This is a genomic window from Coriobacteriaceae bacterium (assembly GCA_025992705.1).
GTDB lineage: Bacteria > Actinomycetota > Coriobacteriia > Coriobacteriales > QAMH01 > QAMH01.
Map to the genome: position 1 here is coordinate 1204586 of DAJPGJ010000001.1, position 16066 is coordinate 1220651.

Annotated in this window: 13 protein-coding genes and 4 pseudogenes; 1 reads left to right on the forward strand and 16 read right to left on the reverse strand. The window is 57.4% G+C overall.

Annotated elements, in window-relative coordinates:
• Window positions 1–28: 28 nt before the first annotated feature.
• Window positions 29–679, forward strand: coding sequence for a transcriptional repressor LexA (gene lexA, locus OIM11_05475; GenBank protein HJJ00576.1), 651 nt, complete (start codon window positions 29–31; stop codon window positions 677–679).
• Between the two features lie 3 nt (window positions 680–682).
• Here lexA and hflX read toward each other — a convergent pair.
• The 16 genes and pseudogenes from hflX to OIM11_05555 all read right to left on the reverse strand — a co-directional run bounded on the left by hflX (window position 683) and on the right by OIM11_05555 (window position 16047).
• Window positions 683–1964: pseudogene (hflX, locus tag OIM11_05480) on the reverse strand (GTPase HflX).
• A gap of 34 nt (window positions 1965–1998) precedes the next feature.
• The gene (dapF, locus tag OIM11_05485; protein HJJ00577.1) at window positions 1999–2646 is read right to left on the reverse strand and encodes a diaminopimelate epimerase; all 648 of its coding nucleotides are present in this window, start codon (window positions 2644–2646) and stop codon (window positions 1999–2001) included.
• A complete protein-coding gene (locus OIM11_05490; protein HJJ00578.1) occupies window positions 2606–2869 on the reverse strand; it encodes a hypothetical protein in 264 nt (87 codons plus the stop codon). Before OIM11_05490 ends, dapF begins: the two co-directional genes overlap by 41 nt.
• On the reverse strand, window positions 2866–3807 hold the full coding sequence (miaA, locus tag OIM11_05495) for a tRNA (adenosine(37)-N6)-dimethylallyltransferase MiaA (GenBank protein HJJ00579.1): 942 nt from the start codon (window positions 3805–3807) through the stop codon (window positions 2866–2868). The genes OIM11_05490 and miaA overlap by 4 nt, the downstream gene beginning before the upstream one ends.
• Window positions 3807–5166: pseudogene (gene miaB / locus OIM11_05500) on the reverse strand (tRNA (N6-isopentenyl adenosine(37)-C2)-methylthiotransferase MiaB). Before miaB ends, miaA begins: the two are co-directional and overlap by 1 nt.
• Before the next feature lie 27 nt (window positions 5167–5193).
• Window positions 5194–6012, reverse strand: coding sequence for a PHP domain-containing protein (locus tag OIM11_05505; GenBank protein ID HJJ00580.1), 819 nt, complete (start codon window positions 6010–6012; stop codon window positions 5194–5196).
• A 9-nt stretch (window positions 6013–6021) separates the two neighbouring features.
• Window positions 6022–6335, reverse strand: a pseudogene (locus OIM11_05510) (stage V sporulation protein S).
• Between the two features lie 226 nt (window positions 6336–6561).
• Window positions 6562–8276 (reverse strand): annotated as a pseudogene (locus OIM11_05515) (phospho-sugar mutase).
• Between the two features lie 3 nt (window positions 8277–8279).
• On the reverse strand, window positions 8280–9362 hold the full coding sequence (locus OIM11_05520; GenBank protein HJJ00581.1) for a sensor histidine kinase: 1083 nt from the start codon (window positions 9360–9362) through the stop codon (window positions 8280–8282).
• Between the two features lie 75 nt (window positions 9363–9437).
• Window positions 9438–10988 carry a ribonuclease Y gene (gene rny, locus OIM11_05525; GenBank protein ID HJJ00582.1) on the reverse strand — a complete coding sequence of 517 codons (1551 nt, stop codon included), beginning with the start codon at window positions 10986–10988 and terminating at the stop codon, window positions 9438–9440.
• 292 nt (window positions 10989–11280) lie between these two features.
• Window positions 11281–11706 carry a recombination regulator RecX gene (locus tag OIM11_05530; protein HJJ00583.1) on the reverse strand — a complete coding sequence of 142 codons (426 nt, stop codon included), beginning with the start codon at window positions 11704–11706 and terminating at the stop codon, window positions 11281–11283.
• A 41-nt stretch (window positions 11707–11747) separates the two neighbouring features.
• Entirely contained in the window at window positions 11748–12884 is a 1137-nt protein-coding gene (gene recA / locus OIM11_05535) for a recombinase RecA (protein ID HJJ00584.1), read from the reverse strand.
• A gap of 207 nt (window positions 12885–13091) precedes the next feature.
• Entirely contained in the window at window positions 13092–13598 is a 507-nt protein-coding gene (locus OIM11_05540) for a CinA family protein (protein HJJ00585.1), read from the reverse strand.
• A complete protein-coding gene (pgsA, locus tag OIM11_05545) occupies window positions 13576–14211 on the reverse strand; it encodes a CDP-diacylglycerol--glycerol-3-phosphate 3-phosphatidyltransferase (protein ID HJJ00586.1) in 636 nt (211 codons plus the stop codon). The genes OIM11_05540 and pgsA overlap by 23 nt, the downstream gene beginning before the upstream one ends.
• Complete coding sequence (gene rimO / locus OIM11_05550; GenBank protein HJJ00587.1) at window positions 14201–15538, reverse strand: 30S ribosomal protein S12 methylthiotransferase RimO; 1338 nt, start codon at window positions 15536–15538, stop codon at window positions 14201–14203. The genes pgsA and rimO overlap by 11 nt, the downstream gene beginning before the upstream one ends.
• A gap of 11 nt (window positions 15539–15549) precedes the next feature.
• Complete coding sequence (locus tag OIM11_05555) at window positions 15550–16047, reverse strand: YajQ family cyclic di-GMP-binding protein (protein HJJ00588.1); 498 nt, start codon at window positions 16045–16047, stop codon at window positions 15550–15552.
• Between the last annotated feature and the right edge of the window lie 19 nt (window positions 16048–16066).

Below are 16066 nucleotides of genomic sequence, written 5' to 3' on the forward strand. Positions count from 1 at the left end.
TCTTTGATAACGAGTCCGGGAGGATGGCATGGATAACGAAAAGCTCACCAAGCGCCAACAACAGATACTTGATTACATTCGAAAGTGCATCGAGGTAAAGCACTATCCCCCATCCGTGCGTGAGATTGGTCAGGCCATTGGCCTGTCTTCACCCTCCACTGTCCATGCGCATCTCAACGCGCTTGAGGCAAAGGGATATATCAGGCGTGACGGGGCTAAATCACGGTCCATGGTCATTACGGGGTCAGAGCAAGAGCAGAAGACGCCGGCAAGCAATACGTCGGCTACGCAGTTCAACGAGCATTCGCTCGTTCAGCTTCCCCTGGTCGGGCGCGTTGCCGCAGGCACGCCCATTCTTGCCGAGCAAAACATAGAAGAGGAGGTGCCGCTGCCCACCTCGCTCTTCGGCGACCGCAATTCGTTTTTGCTCACGGTGCACGGCGACTCCATGATCAATGCCGGTATCTTCGATGGCGACACGCTTCTCGTGCGCGAGCAGAACACAGCCAATAACGGGGATATCGTCGTTGCGATGATTGATGATGGTGCCACGGTCAAGACCTACTACAAGGAAAAGGATTGCATACGTCTGCAGCCGCACAATGACGCCATGGAGCCAATCTTCACGCGTGATGCGCAGATTCTCGGCGTTGTTACCGGTTTGTTCCGGAGCTATTAGTCCCTATGCAATTTCAAACTGCTTGAACTGGCTCACGAGCGACGCGGGCAGGCACACTTCGAGGCAGATTCCATCCGCTTCATAGCTTTCATGATTTACGCACGCTTGCTCATGCGCAATGGTGACATATCGTCCCTGGTCATAGGGTATGCATACATGCATGGATGCATAGCGGCTCTCGAGTTCTGTCTCGAGTCTGGCGCGCAAGTCACTCATCCCCACGCCTGTCTTGGCAGAGAGGAATACGGCTTCGGGATAGAGGTCTCGCAAATGCCCGAGCTCCTCGTTGCGCTCATGTTCGAGCAAATCTATCTTGTTGAAGACCGTGAGTCGGGGAATATCAGATGCACCGATCTGGCCGAGTACGTCTTTGACGGCTTTGAGCTGGGCATCGCGCTGTGTTGAAGCAGCATCAACCGTGAGCAGAACGAGGTCGGCTTCACGCACCTCATCGAGTGTCGAATGAAATGCCTCGACGAGATTATGTGGAAGCTTCTGAATAAAACCGACGGTATCGGTCAGCGTTACCTTACTGGCACCGGGCAAGTCGAGCACACGCGTTGTCGAGTCGAGCGTCGCAAACAGCTTGTCATATGCAAGTACATCCGAACCCGTAAGAGCGTTCATGAGGCTCGATTTGCCGGCGTTGGTATAGCCAGCCAGGGCAACGCGAAAAACACCAGATTGCTTGCGATGCTTGCGCTGTGTGTTCCTGCTGCTCTCGAGATTGGCGAGCTCGCGACGTATGCGCCCGATTCGCTTGCGCACGAGACGCCTGTCAACTTCGAGCTGGGATTCGCCCTCACCGAAGCGCGAACCGACGCCGCCACCCATGCGATGTGCGGCCAGATGGCTCCACATGCCACGCAGTCGCGGATAGAGGTATTGGTTTTGGGCGAGCTTGACTTGCAGGCGACCCTCTCGGCTTGTTGCGTGCAGGGCGAAGATATCAAGAATGAGCGCTGTTCGATCGATAACCTTGACGGGTTTCCCGACAATGCGCTCGAGATTGCTTTGCTGGGAGGGCGAAAGCTCGTCGTCGAGTATAACGACGTCGGCATGGAGCGCATGTACGCATTCTGCGAGCTCCTCGGCCTTGCCAGCCCCGATGAAGGTGCGCGGATTGGGCGCATCGAGCTTCTGGGACATCGTATGCACGACCTCGGCACCCGCAGTCTGGACGAGGCGCTCAAGCTCGGCCATGGACTCGGCCAATGGCCAGTCGGGGTCCTCCGCGATCGATACCGACGAGTATGGCCCGCCTCGGGCGACTCCTCGGTGACAACTTCGAACTTCGGACGCGGCATACGTGCGTGGACCTAGAGCTCGAAGCTACCGGTAAAGCTTTCGGCGGCCGGGCCGGTCATCATGACGTGGCCATCGCTTTCGCGCCACTCGATCTGCAAGGTACCACCGATGAGTTCGAGCGTGACCTTTCGCGGCGTGTGACCGCATATGTGCGCAGCGACAGCCGTCGCACAAGCTCCCGTGCCACAGGCAAGCGTCTCACCACAACCACGTTCCCACACGCGCATGTGAATGGTATCGCCATCGACCCACGCGAACTCGACATTCGTACCTTCGGGGAAGGCCTCGCAGGTCTCGATAAGGGGGCCAAGCGAGTTGACGAGCTCGAGATCTCTCTTGTCAACGAAGGTCACGGCATGAGGATTGCCCATCGAAACGCAGGTGAAGCGCAACATGCGCCCGTCAAGATAGAACTCTGCATCACATGCGACACGCCCGAACGGCGTCTCGGTGCCACCAAAGGTCGTCGGAACTTCAAGCGGTTCGAGTATGGGAGCGCCCATGTCGACGGTGGCACAGGCAAGTTTGCCGTTATCATCGAGCGTGAAGCTGATGGGTTTGGGCCCGGCAAGCGTATCGGCGATGAAGCTCCCTGCCTGCGAATCGATGATATTGCGGTCAACGAGGAACTTCGCGAAACAACGCACCGCCGTTTCCACACATTTGCGCCTTGGTGCCATCGGAGTTGTAGTAATCCATGTATGCCGCGCACTCTGGCCGTGGGGAGGGCTTGACGATAATCACGCCATCGGCGCCGACGCCGAAATGCCTGTCGCAAACTGCCGCGATTTGGTCTGGGGTGAGAGTAATCTTGTCATTCAGGTCCTCAATCATGACAAAGTCATTGCCAAGGCCATTGAGCTTCGCAAAATCGTATCTCATGTTTGGGCAGCCCCTTCAATCTCGTCTATCGTACGTTGCACCAGTGTATCAGTAATCCCCTCATCGGCATGTAACCATATGATTTCGGAGTCGCGTCGCAGCCAGGAAAGCTGCCGTTTGGCATAGCGTCGCGTTGCCTGCTTGACCTGTGCGATGGCTTCATCGAACGTGATATCGCCTTCCAGATACGCGACGATTTCCTTGTAGCCAATGGCCTGCGGAGCCGTGAGACCATCACGGAAGCCCTCATCGAGCAAATGTCGTACCTCGTCGACAAGGCCGCTCTCGATCATGACATCGACACGTTTGTCGATACGTTCATAAAGCATCTGTCGTTCGACGTCGAGGGCCAACTTGATGCTTGGTATGCGGGCGGGCAGCGTGGCAAAGGCCCGCTTGCGCTCGGCATAGCTCTCCCCTTCCTCGAGCATTTCGAATGCCCGAATGACACGTCGCACGTTATGGGGATGGATGAGCGCGGCGCTCTCGGGATCTCGTTGCCCAAGCAGCTCGTGAAGGCCATCGCTGCCGAGTTCCTCGAGCATGTGCATGTGCTTCAGCCGAACAGGATTCTCCGTATCCCCCGGAGCAAAGTCCATGTCATCGAGAGCGGCACGCACGTAAAAGCCGGTACCTCCGCAGATGATGGGCAGACGCCCGCGCAAATGTATGTCCTCGATGGCGGCACGTGCATCATGCTGAAATAGGGCGGCGGAATAGGGTTCTCCAGGATCGAGAATGTCGATGCAGTGATAGGCGACCGCACGCTCGGATGCTGGCACCTTGGCTGTTCCGATATCCATGCCGCGATAGATTTGCATGGAGTCGGCCGAGATGATCTCCCCGCCAAGGATTGTGGCGACACGCTCGGCGAGTTCGGATTTTCCCGAGGCAGTCGCCCCCTGGATGCATACGACCTTATCGCAGGAATTCGACATCAGACGAGCGTTCCTTGCAGATAGTTTGTCGTCGCGTCATCAATGCGGACGTCAACGATCTGCCCGATGACATCCTCGATGTGCATGCCATCCGCAAGTGGCGCATGCACGGTCTGAAGTTTGGGGCTCTTTCCCGCCAGAACGCCTGCATCACGTCGCGAGCTCGCATCCACGAGCACGGGCAGGATGCGACCGACTTCGCGCCTGTTCTCCGCAAGCGAGCTTGCCTGGGCAAGCTCCTCAAGGCGTTCGAACCGCCCCTGCAAGACCTCGCGCGGCGTGTCATCGGGCATCGTTGCCGCCGGCGTCCCCGGTCGTTTCGAGTAGATGAAGCGGAACATCTGCCCATAGCCGACTTCCCTAACAACGTCGAGGGTAGCTGCGAAGTCCTCTTCAGTCTCGCCCGGAAAACCGATGATGATATCCGTGGAAAGCGAGATATCGGGACGGGCGGAGCGCAGACCACACACGAGGTCAAGATAATGCTCGACGGTATAAGAGCGGTTCATGGCGCGTAGAATGCGATTTGAACCCGATTGCAGCGGGCAGATGGAGCTGCGGCATGATATTGGGATACGTTGCCATGGCCTCGATGGTCTCTGGAAGTAGATCCTTGGGATGGCTCGTCACGAAGCGCACCCGATCGACACCCGACTCCCCCGCCAGCGAAAGCACCTCGGCAAAGCGCGGCGTGCCGTAAAGATCGCGTCCATACGAGTTGACGTTTTGACCAAGCAGAGTCACCTCGCGTATGCCTTCGTCAGCAAGCATGGCTAGCTCAGCTGCGACGTCGTCGAGCGGGCGTGACATCTCGCGGCCACGTACGTAGGGCACGATGCAATAGCTGCAGAAGTTGTTGCAGCCGGTCATGATGGGGACCCAGGCATGCCATGGCTTCTCGCGACGCACCGGCAAATCGCTCGAGAAGCCGTCGTTCACGTCGATCGTCTCGACCTGCGGCTCACCCGTCGCAAGGCGTCGCTGAATCAAATCGACAAGATGCCCAAGGTTATGCGTCCCGAAGACGATATCCACGTGCGATAGCTCGTCACGCAGTGATACGCCCTCGAGCTGTCCGACGCATCCTCCCACGGCGATGATGCGTTTGGTCTTATGTGCGTTAGGAACGTTCTTGATCGATGCGACCTGCCCCATGAGTCGCAACTCGGCCTTTTCGCGTACGCAGCAGGTCAAGAAGACAGCGATGTCTGCCTCCTCGATGGTGAGCACCGGCAGCGCGCCCGCCTCCTCAAGCATGCCCGAGACGCGTTCGGCATCGTTCTCGTTCATCTGACAGCCAAAGGTGCGCTGCCAATACGTCATACCCGCAAGGGGTCGTCTTTCGTCTACTTCGGTCATCTGTTGTATGCCCCGGTTCGTCATCCTCTACGCACGTCCACACGCAGTGAGAAACGCACGGTATTGTCCTTCATCCAAGCCACAGCCACCAAGCTGCGCCCGATGCACGTCATCGCCGTGCCAATCCGATCCGCCGCTCACGCCCAACCCAAGGTCATGGGCAATCTCGACGAGCTCGGCACTTTGCGCGGGCGACTGCATGGTATGGTACGCCTCCAGTCCCGTCATGCCTTCGTGGGCAAAACGCGCAATGAGGTCAACGATGCGATAGCGTGCGGGATGGGCCACGAAGGAGCATCCACCTGCCTCGGCAATGAGTCGCATGGCCTCAATCGTCTCGGGATAGACGGCATCGACGTAGCAGGGTGACGAGGAGCCGAGCAACCGCTTGAAGGCATCGTCGACGCTTGAGACGCACCCTCGTTGCAGGAGCAAGCGTGCGAGAAGCGGCCTATTCGGTGTTTCCTCTGACGCCAGGAGATTCTCAGCGCATACGGGATATCCCTGGTCATGCAGCAAATCAGCCATCTTGCAGGCACGTTCGGCACGTCTTCGACGATTCTCGTCGAGAAAGCCAGCAAGCGCAGAGCTGTTTGCATCGACAAAGTAGCCGAGCATGTGTACGGCGCGCCCCGCATGTCGTGTCGTGATTTCGACACCAGGAACGAAACCGACATCATGCATGGCACACGACAGCCTGGCGTCCTCAAGGGCAGCCAGGCTGTCGTGATCGGTGATGGAAATGGTATGCAGACCTTCGGTCTTGGCTGCTATATCGGCAATATGGGCAGCATCGAACGTTCCATCAGATGCGGACGAGTGCATATGCAGATCCGCAAAGACCACGTGGCGCCCCTAGACGAGCGTTACTTCGTCTACGCTCTCCTCGACCTCGACGATATCGTCAGAGTAATGCGGGTGAACAGCGAATCGAATGCCCGTGCGCGTATCACCGTTTATCTCGAGTTCGACGAAGGAGGGAACGCAGGCAACGTCAATGCCGCTCGGTGCGAGATACCCACGCGCGATGGCAATCGCCTTGACGGCCTGGTTGACCGCACCAGCACCAATCGATTGTATACGTACGGGGTTCCCGTCTTTGATAAGACCGGCAATCGCGCCGGCAACAGATGCGGGGAAGACTTGCTTGAAACCTTCAGAAAATCCATGGTGTGTCCCTAGTGCGTGTGTTCTTCATTAGTACAGTGTTTAAGCTTTCAGCGAGAGGATTATAAACCATACGGAACACGAGATTGACTAGGATTGCAGAAATAAGTGACTAGAAAATGAAATGATTTTGAAGGTCAAAATATCTTAGACAATTGGCAGGAATATGACGGGTGTATATATCCCTGCCAATTCAACGCAGCAAGCCCATCGTATACGTAAAAACGTTCAATCCAAGAGTTTTTGAGCAGCGCTAGAAAGCTCCAAAAGAAGCTGTTCTGCCTGGTCACGAGTGCTTGCCTTGCTAAAGACATACGCTTTTATCTTCGGTTCGGTACCACTGGGACGGATGATGATACGCACCCCGTCGCCAAGGTCGAAAGAGATGACGTTTGCATCGGGAAGGATCTGATGCTCGTCAGGATTTCCGTTTATCTTGGTCATAGGAGCGCCATCCGCATAGTCCAAGATACTCGTGACAGGTAAGCCAGCGATAACTTGTGGAGGATTTGTGCGCAGGCCGTCCATAATCGCTTCCATTTTGGCGGCGCCGGAGCTTCCCGGATAGGACATGTTGATGGTCTTGTTGAGATAATAGCCATAGCGCTCGTAGAGAGATTCAATGGCCTCGACCAAATCGATTCCTTCGTTCTTATACATTTGCGCCATCTCGCATATGAGCATGGAGGCGCTGATGGCATCCTTGTCACGCACATAGGTACCGGACATATAACCGTACGACTCCTCGAAACCGAACATGAACCTATCGGCCTCGTTTTGTCCGAGCAAAGCGATCTGGCCGCCGATGTACTTGAACCCTGTCAGCACGCGCCTGAGTTCGAAACCATAATAGGCAGCCTGGGCATCAGGCATGAGCGTGGAGACGATGGTCGTCACGACGAGCTTTTCCGAAAGGTCCTCTCCCCTTTCGGAGAGGCGTTTGGCGATGTAGTCGATGAGCAAGACACCGACTTCGTTTTCCCGTCAGAAGCTCATATGCACCATCATGCAAAACAGCAATGCCAACGCGATCTGCATCCGGATCCGTGGCAAGCAATATGTCGGGATTGACGCGCTCGCAAAGCCTAAGTCCAAGCTCAAGTGCCGCACGGTCCTCTGGATTGGGGTACGGACAAGTCGTGAAGTCGCCGTCAGGATCCCTCTGCTCGTCAACAATGCTCACGTCATCGAGACCCACGCGCTTGAGGATGCGCGTCACGCACTCAAGGCCAGTGCCGTTAAGCGGGGTATATACAATCTTTAGCTTGTCGATAGCGGTTGCGTCCTTTGGCTTGACAGATTGGGCGGCAACTTCGTCGAGGAAGCGATCGACAACGGTATCGTCGACCCATTTGATGAGACCAGCCGCAACCGCATCGTCGAAATCCATTCGTTTGGACGTCGTTGAAGAAATCGAGGCCGTCGATATCAGCTTGAATCTCGACCGCAGCCTGCGATGCAATCTGGCAACCATCCTCGCCATAGACCTTGTACCCGTTGTAAGCTGCCGGATTATGGCTTGCCGTTACGTTGATTCCCGCGCTGCAGTGCAGGTCACGTACGGTAAAGGAGAGAACGGGCGTGGGCTGGATAGCGCGATACACGTGGGCGACGATGCCATTTGCCGCGAGCACGCAAGCCGCGGCGGAGACGAACTCCTCGCCCATGTTGCGACTATCCCGAGCAATGGCGACGCTCGGATTCTCGTAATGCGCGTTGAGATAATCGGCAAGGCCCTGAGTCGCCTTTCCGACGGTGTAGACGTTCATGCGATTGGGGCCAAGCCCGATGATGCCGCGCAGTCCAGCTGTGCCGAAGGCAAGTTCACGGTAGAAGGCATCATGGAGTTCCTCGATGGAGTCGGCTTGTTCGCGAAGCTGTTCGGCCTCCTGGGCAGACGCATGCTCCAGCCAGCGCTCGTATTGCTCTTTCTCGGTACTCATGGACTACAGCTCCTTATCAAAGGGAAACTTGACGTTAATCGCATCCTTGCCAACGCGAATTATAGGCTCCTCGGTGAGCTCGATATAGTAGCGATGCGCGATTGTCGCAAAAGCTTTCTCGAGTTCGCGTGAGAAGGCGGACAGGTCATCCGTCGAGAGTTTGAGACCTCGGCGGTCCTGATAGAGGTCGATGGGTTGCCCCTGGCCTTGCGAGGAGCACTGCTGCGGGACGAGGCGATCAAGCAAGGGGTCAAGCGATGCGATCTGGCCGGCGAGGATACGATGCGCCGTGCGCTCCGACATGTCGAGCCCGAGATCGCTGCAGATGGCGGCGAGCTCGGCAGCGTCACCGGCAATGGCAGGCCTGAGGCTGACAGGCAGCCTTTCGATGTCATTGCAAAACAACAAGCGCGTGTCCTTGACTTGAGTCTGACCGCGCTCGATGAGCGTAGCGACGATTTCGGCAGGAGAGCCGATGAAGACGTCGATGGAACCCCGCACGTCAAGGGCAAACTCGACAAGCGTGCGATTGACGTTATGCGGACCGGAAATGACGGCAAGCTTTCCTTCCTCGTCGATGCCGACGACGGGCAGTGACGATTGATCGGTCTTCTCGTCAAGGGACTCGAGGTCAATGCGGATGGCCAGAGATGAGCCCAGCTCTGGTGCCGATGCGACAACGTGTGCGTCGGCGGCATTTGATTTGATCGAGTACAGCGCCATACCGCGACCGTGTACGCCCCAGGTGTCCATAACCATGGTCTCGAGCTTCGAGGTGACACGCGGCTCGAATATGCGCTCGTGCATGTCGGCAGGGATGCCGTCACCGTCATCGAGGAAAACGAGCGTCTTGAGGGCGCCCTCACGGCTCGTGGCCACGTATATGACGCTTGCATGCGCATCGCGAGCGTTGCGCAGCATCTCGATGACAATATCCTCGACGCAGCGTATGTCGTGCTTTGCCTGCCGCCGCTCCGCCTCGGCGGTCTTGAGACGCACGAAGCCATCACCGAGGTTTTCCTCGATGGCGAGATGGTCATCACCCGAAACGGATGCGATGAACCCTATCAGATCATCATCAGACATTCGTCCTCCACATACGCAGCGGGCCATGAAGCACGTACTCCATGGCCCGCCTTGGTCGCAAACATGCTCATCTGGCTATTTGGCGAGCGCCTCGGAACGGGACTCGCGAATCACGACGACGTGAATCTGGCCAGGGTATTGCATCTCGTCCTCAATCTGCTTGGCGATGTCATGCGCGAGGACGGTCGACTTTGCGTCGTCGATGGAATCGGGCTGCACCATAACGCGGACCTCACGTCCGGCCTGCATGGCATAGGTACGCTCGACACCCTCATGCGAGTTGGCGATCTCCTCGAGCTTCTCGAGACGCTTGATGTAATTCTCGTAGCTCTCGCGGCGTGCGCCCGGACGGGCAGCACTTACGGCATCGGCAGCCTGGATAATGACGGCAAGCACGGTAGAAGGCTCAACGTCGGCATGATGGGCCTCGATGGCATGCACGATGGCGGGATTCTCACCATAACGGCGAGCGAGGTCCGCACCGATGACGGCATGCGATCCCTCTACCTCGTGATCGACGGCCTTGCCAAGGTCATGCAGCAAACCCGCACGCTTGGCAGTAATGGGGTCAAGGCCGAGCTCGCTTGCGATGGCGCCGGAAAGCGTCGCGACTTCGAGGGAGTGTTGTAGGACGTTCTGACCGTACGAGGTACGGTACTTGAGACGACCAAGCGTCTTGACGATATCAGGATGCAAGTCATGAATGCCCATGTCGAAGGTCGCCTGCTCGCCGGCTTCTTGAACCTGTTGGTCGACGTAACGCGTAGCCTTCTCGAACATCTCCTCGACACGCGCGGGATGAATGCGCCCGTCAGCGATGAGGTTCTCGAGCGTGATGCGCGCGGTCTCGCGGCGAACCGGATCGAAGCACGAGAGCGTGACGGTCTCGGGCGTATCGTCGATAATGAGGTTGACGCCGGTGATCTGCTCGAAGGAGCGGATGTTTCGTCCCTCGCGACCGATGATGCGGCCCTTGATATCATCAGACGGGATCTGGACGGAGGTGACGGTACGCTCGGCCGTGTAATCGGCGGCCATGCGCTGAATGGCGACGGAGAGGATCTCTCGGGACTTGCGATTTGCCTCGGCCTTGGTGCGTGACTCAATATCACGGATGATACCGGCGGCTTCGGCCGTGCACTCCTCGCGGATGTCGTCGAGAACGATGTCACGAGCCTCGTCCTTGGTCAGTGATGCGATGTCGAGAAGACGACGGTCGGCCTCGTCGAGCTTGGTCTCAAGCTTCTTGTTAAGACTTTCGGTGCGCGACTGCAGGCTGTTGAGCTGCTGCTCGCGCTTATCGAGCCCGGAACTGCGTTTGTCGAGGGAGTTCTCGCGCTGTTCGAGGCGATCGGAACGTGCCTGTATGTCCTTGCTCTGCTGACGGACCTCCTCGGTCTGTCTGCGAGCCTCTTCCTCGGCCTGCTGCTTAATTTTGAGCGCTTCGTCCTTTGCTTCGATTGTTGCCTCACGGCGAATGTTCTCTGCGGATTTCTCGGCATCGGCAAGTGTGCGCTCGGCCTCGGCCATGGCACTCTTTGCATTACCACCTGAAACAAGGCGGGAGACCAGGAAACCTACGGCGAGGCAGACAACCGCGACAACGACGTAGATAACGATTTCCATTTTGACTGGTACCTTTCCTATGTCATATAAGTACGTTTGGATGTACCGATGAAAAAGGCCGGATACATCCGGCACTCATTGCAATCCATATACTATTAAACCAGCGTTGGGCTGGGAAAACCACGATATAGAATATGCAACCCGCATATATAACTCGCATACATGCGAGGGAAAAATGAATGCCACCCGTTATCCTACCATATGAGTGACAGTATCGAAGTGTTCATGTCAATGTAATATCTGGACGGATTGATGGCAAAAGCGACGAGCTTCTTGATGCAAGTATGTCAATTTATGCGGAAAGATAGTCGCGCACGACACGATTCGAAAGCTCGTAGGAAAAGCCCCTGCCGATAAGACGTCGCATGTAGGTTGCGTAGGGATTCTTGGAATGGGCCTTGCGCTTGGAAAGTTCAGCCATGGCGACTTGATATTCGTCTCTGGTCGAAGAGAACTCGTCGCTGCAAAGGGCGATGGTCTGCTCGTCGATGCCATTGGCCGCGAGACGCGCGAGAATCTTGATCCTCCCCCATCCCGAATGCGTCTTGCCACGAATGAACGCACGGGTATAGCGCTCCTCGTTGATAAGATTGACGCGCACGGCCGTCTCGATGGCATCCTCGACTTCCTCATGGGTGAAATCGCAGGAGGCGAGGCGTTCGCGAACTTCCTTGACGCTACGCTCGCGAACGCCAACAAGCACGTTGATCTTTTCCATCGCCTCGCTATGTCGTTGGGACGTAACCATCATCGAGGCGTTTACTCGGCAGCAGAGCCCTCGGTTACGGCGGAATCGGCAAGGTTCTCCGAACCGGTGAAGGCACCTGCCGGAACATCGGCAAGTGTGAAGGCATCATCGTCATCGTACTCGACAGGTAGACCGATGGCGGCACGCACCTTGTTCTCGATCTCGCGACGCAGTGCCGGGCTCTCGACCAAGGCGTTCTTCGCAGCTTCCCGACCTTGTCCCAAGCGCTCGTCACCGTAGGTATACCAAGAACCAGACTTGGTGACTATTTTCTCATCGACGGCCATATCGAGGATGTTGCCCTCGCGCGAGATGCCAGTGCCGTACATGATGTCGAACTCCGCCTGCCTAAAGGGTGCAGAGCACTTGTTCTTGACGACCTTGACACGCACGCGATTGCCCACAGCACCACCATCAACCTTGATGGTCTCGATACGACGGATGTCGAGACGGACGGATGAGAAGAACTTGAGCGCACGGCCGCCGGTTGTGGTCTCCGGGCTACCGAACATGACACCGATCTTCTCACGCAGCTGATTGATGAAGATGCAGCAGGTGTTTGACTTGGAGAGGGAGCCCGCGAGCTTGCGCAGAGCCTGGCTCATGAGACGCGCCTGCAAGCCAACGCTGGCATCGCCTATCTCCCCCTCGATCTCTGCGCGCGGGACAAGCGCGGCAACGGAGTCGATGACGATGCAGGAGACGGCATTGGAGCGCACGAGCATGTCGCAAATCTCGAGGGCTTGCTCGCCCGTATCTGGCTGCGAGATGAGAAGCTCGTCGATATCGACGCCAATCTTGGCGGCATAGACGGGGTCAAGTGCGTGCTCGGCATCAATGAAAGCAGCAACTCCGCCAAGGGCCTGGGCTTCTGCGACGATCTGCAACGAGAGCGTGGTCTTGCCGCTTGACTCGGGGCCGTAGATCTCGACGATACGACCACGGGGCACGCCGCCGATACCGAGGGCGGCATCGAGCGCAAGGGCACCCGTGGGGATGACCTCGACGTCGAGGGCGGAGTCCTCGTCGCCCAGGCGCATGATGGAACCATCGCCGTACTTCTTCCTGATTTGCTCTTTGGTAATCTTGAGTGCCTCTTCTTTGGAGGCCTCCGAGGGAATCTTTGCCTTGCTTGCTGTGCGGGCCATGGGTGAGCTCCGTTCCTCTTCTACGTATGCACGCTACGCGCATATGGTAATCGAACATATGTACGGTGTCAACAAAGGAGCCTTCAACTACCGTGGTATCACTCTACAATGTGCGCAACCGAGACATCCACCCCCAGAATCTGAGCAAAACACGAGTGAAACCGGAGCAAATCCAGAGCGAAATGCGAACGAAACCCGAATTCCAGACTACGAAAGGGCCTCGAGGAGCGCTTCAAGCGCATGCGTTACGGCTCGGGCTCGCACCTCTTCGCGCGAATCACCCACGCACGTCGTAAAGCTCGTGCATGCGTTGGGCGTCGCGATGCCGTAGCAGACGGTCCCGACGGGCTTTCCGGGTTCCGCCCCTGTCGGGCCGGCGATGCCGGTGGTGGCCACCGCGTAGTCGCATGCGAGCACATTGCGCGCGCCGGCGGCCATCGCCTCGGCCGTCTCGATGCTCACGATGCCATGCCCTTCGATAAGCTCAGCATCGACGCCCAGGACATGCTCCTTGACATCGACCCAGTAACTCACAATGCCGCCGACGAAGCTATCCGATGAGCCGGAAACGGCCGTAAGGGCCGCGGCAATCATGCCGCCCGTACAGGACTCGGCACAGCCAAGCGTTACGCCCCTCTCGCGTGCGCGGGCGAGCACGCATTCGGCAAGGCGGCGATTCTCCTCATCGATGCTATTGATCAGATCGCTTGCCAAAGCCCAGCACCTCACGAGACTTGTAGAAGTAATCAATCATGGAAACGATTGTCATGACGACGGCAGCAAGCAAGACGAGCCATGAGAAAATGGTAAAGCAGGTCGCGAAGCCATCGCCCATGAGCGTAATCTGGAGCGAGTCCTTGACCGTGAACAACAGGATCGCGCAAATCTGCAGGACGGTCTTGAACTTGCCAAACATGCTCGCGGCAATAACCTTGCCCTGAGCCGCAGCGACCATGCGAAGACCCGATACGATGAACTCGCGGGCGATGATAATGAGCGCCACCCACGAAGGAAAGGTCTGGAGCTCGACAAGCGCGAGCAATGCGGCGCACACGAGTATCTTGTCCGCAAGCGGATCGAGAAACTTGCCCAAGTCAGTAATCTCGTCACGCGAACGGGCGAGATGCCCGTCGATGGCATCGGTAGCCGAGATGACGACGAAGACAGCAGCGGCAATCCAGGGCTGCCACATCGCCCAGAATTCCGGTTCGGGAAGCCATGTTGGCCAAGGCGAGAGCAGTGCGGCAACGAAGACGGGAATGAGCAGTATGCGAGTAAGCGTGACGATGTTCGCCGGCGTCCAGATGCGTTCGGTTTCAGCAGGCATGATCTGCAAGCTCCCCCTCGATTTCGTAGAAGAAGCTACCCGTGAGCTTCACCTGGGCAAACTGCCCGGGCTTTAGTTCATCATGGACTTTGATGGGCACATGCACTTGCCCGTCCACTTCGGGAGCCTGGCCTTGCGTACGACACAGGGCCTCCAAACCGGCATCGGTCTCCTCGTAACCCTCGACGAGCACCTTTGCGTACGTGTCGACACATGTGGACACGCGTGCGGTCCCGATCGCCTCGCAGGCATCGAGCAGGCGTTGCGCGTGCTCCATGCGCTCGTCATCATCAAGCAGGCCGTCCAACTCGTATGCAGCACTCCCCTCTTCGGGTGAGAACGCGAAGACACCAGCGTAATCGAACTGCGCTTCGTCAACGAAGTCGAGAAGCTCCTCGAATTGTTCCTCGGTCTCGCCGGGAAACCCTGCCATAAGCGTCGTGCGCATCATGATGCCCGGAACATGCGCGCGCACCCGCTCGATGAGCGCGAGTATGTCTTGCGGGTTACCACTGCGGTTCATGCGCGCGAGAACTTCCGCATTGACGTGTTGCAGGGGCATATCGAGATATGAGCAAACGTTGGGAATTTCTGCCATGGCATCGAGGAGCTCGTCGGTGATGCCTTCGGGCTGCACGTACAAAAGCCTGAACCACGTTTCCGGATACCGTCGTGCGAGGGTCTCGAGAAGCTGCGCCGTGGTTGCAGGCTCATCGAAGTCGCTGCCCCATATACCCGTATCCTGCCCGATGAGGACGATCTCGCGTACGCCATTGCAGACGAGTTCGGCGACCTCGTCATCGATCTGGTCAAGCGTGTAACTGTGGTAACGTCCGCGTATGTGCGGAATCATGCAATACGAGCAGAAACGATCACAGCCATCCGATATCTTGACGTAGGCGCTGCTTGGATGCGCATGGCGCAAAAGCTTTGGGCCACCACCCATGAGGCAGCCCTCGAGGCCGAGCAGGCGATTGACCTCTTCTACGACATGGTCTTCCTCGCCTGCCGCGAGGAAACCAGCTGCCTCGACGAGCTCCTCTGACAGGGAATCGCCATAACGCGAGGGCATGCAACCGGCAACGAGCACCTTGAGCTCTTCGCCCGCGGCGTTTTCGCGACCCACCAAATCGAAGATGACCTCGATGCTCTCCTCGACAGCGCTTGCAAGGAATGCGCAGGTATTGACGATGACGAGGTTTGCGTCGTTAACGTCATCGACAAGCGAAAAGCCGGCAGCGACGAGTCGCGCTTGCATCTTGTCGGTGTCGACCTCGTTCTTGGCGCAACCGAGCGTGACGAACGCGATGCGGGGTTCTTGGCTCACGAGCCCGTACCCTAGCGATAGTTGGTGAACTGCAGCGGAATGCCGTAGTCCTGCTCGCGCAGAAAGGTGATGACTTCCTGCAGGTCATCGCGCTTGGGGCCGCTCACGCGCAGCTTGTCGCTCTCGATCTGGACCTTGACCTTGAACTTCTCGGCCTTGATATCCTTCGAGATGCGTTTGGCGACATCCTGCTCGATGCCCTGCTGGATGACGCCGACCGTGCGGATCATGCCTCCGGAGGCATCCTGGGGGGTGCCCCATTTGAGGGCCTTGAGGTCGACCTTTCGCTTGATGAGGTTCGTGTTGAGCACGTCGATGACCTGACTGCTCACGAAATCGCTGGGAGCAAGCACGGTGATGGTCTTCGCACCCTTGTCGAAATCGATCTTTGAGCCGGAATCTTTGAGGTCATAGCGCTGTTTGAGACCCTTCTCGGTATTGTTGAAGGCGTTCTCGACCTCCTGCATGTCAGTCTCGGAGACGATGTCGAAGCTGTTGTCCTTAGCCATGCTCTTCCTTTCGCGATTG

What these genes read in the sequence shown, in the direction of transcription:
- lexA (HJJ00576.1), top strand. Translation starts at nt 29, where the DNA reads ATGGATAACGAAAAGCTCACCAAGCGCCAACAACAGATACTTGATTAC.
- OIM11_05490 (HJJ00578.1), bottom strand. Translation starts at nt 2,869, where the DNA reads ATGAGATACGATTTTGCGAAGCTCAATGGCCTTGGCAATGACTTTGTC.
- miaA (HJJ00579.1), bottom strand. Translation starts at nt 3,807, where the DNA reads ATGTCGAATTCCTGCGATAAGGTCGTATGCATCCAGGGGGCGACTGCC.
- OIM11_05520 (HJJ00581.1), bottom strand. Translation starts at nt 9,362, where the DNA reads ATGTCTGATGATGATCTGATAGGGTTCATCGCATCCGTTTCGGGTGAT.
- rny (HJJ00582.1), bottom strand. Translation starts at nt 10,988, where the DNA reads ATGGAAATCGTTATCTACGTCGTTGTCGCGGTTGTCTGCCTCGCCGTA.
- OIM11_05530 (HJJ00583.1), bottom strand. Translation starts at nt 11,706, where the DNA reads ATGGAAAAGATCAACGTGCTTGTTGGCGTTCGCGAGCGTAGCGTCAAG.
- recA (HJJ00584.1), bottom strand. Translation starts at nt 12,884, where the DNA reads ATGGCCCGCACAGCAAGCAAGGCAAAGATTCCCTCGGAGGCCTCCAAA.
- pgsA (HJJ00586.1), bottom strand. Translation starts at nt 14,211, where the DNA reads ATGCCTGCTGAAACCGAACGCATCTGGACGCCGGCGAACATCGTCACG.
- OIM11_05555 (HJJ00588.1), bottom strand. Translation starts at nt 16,047, where the DNA reads ATGGCTAAGGACAACAGCTTCGACATCGTCTCCGAGACTGACATGCAG.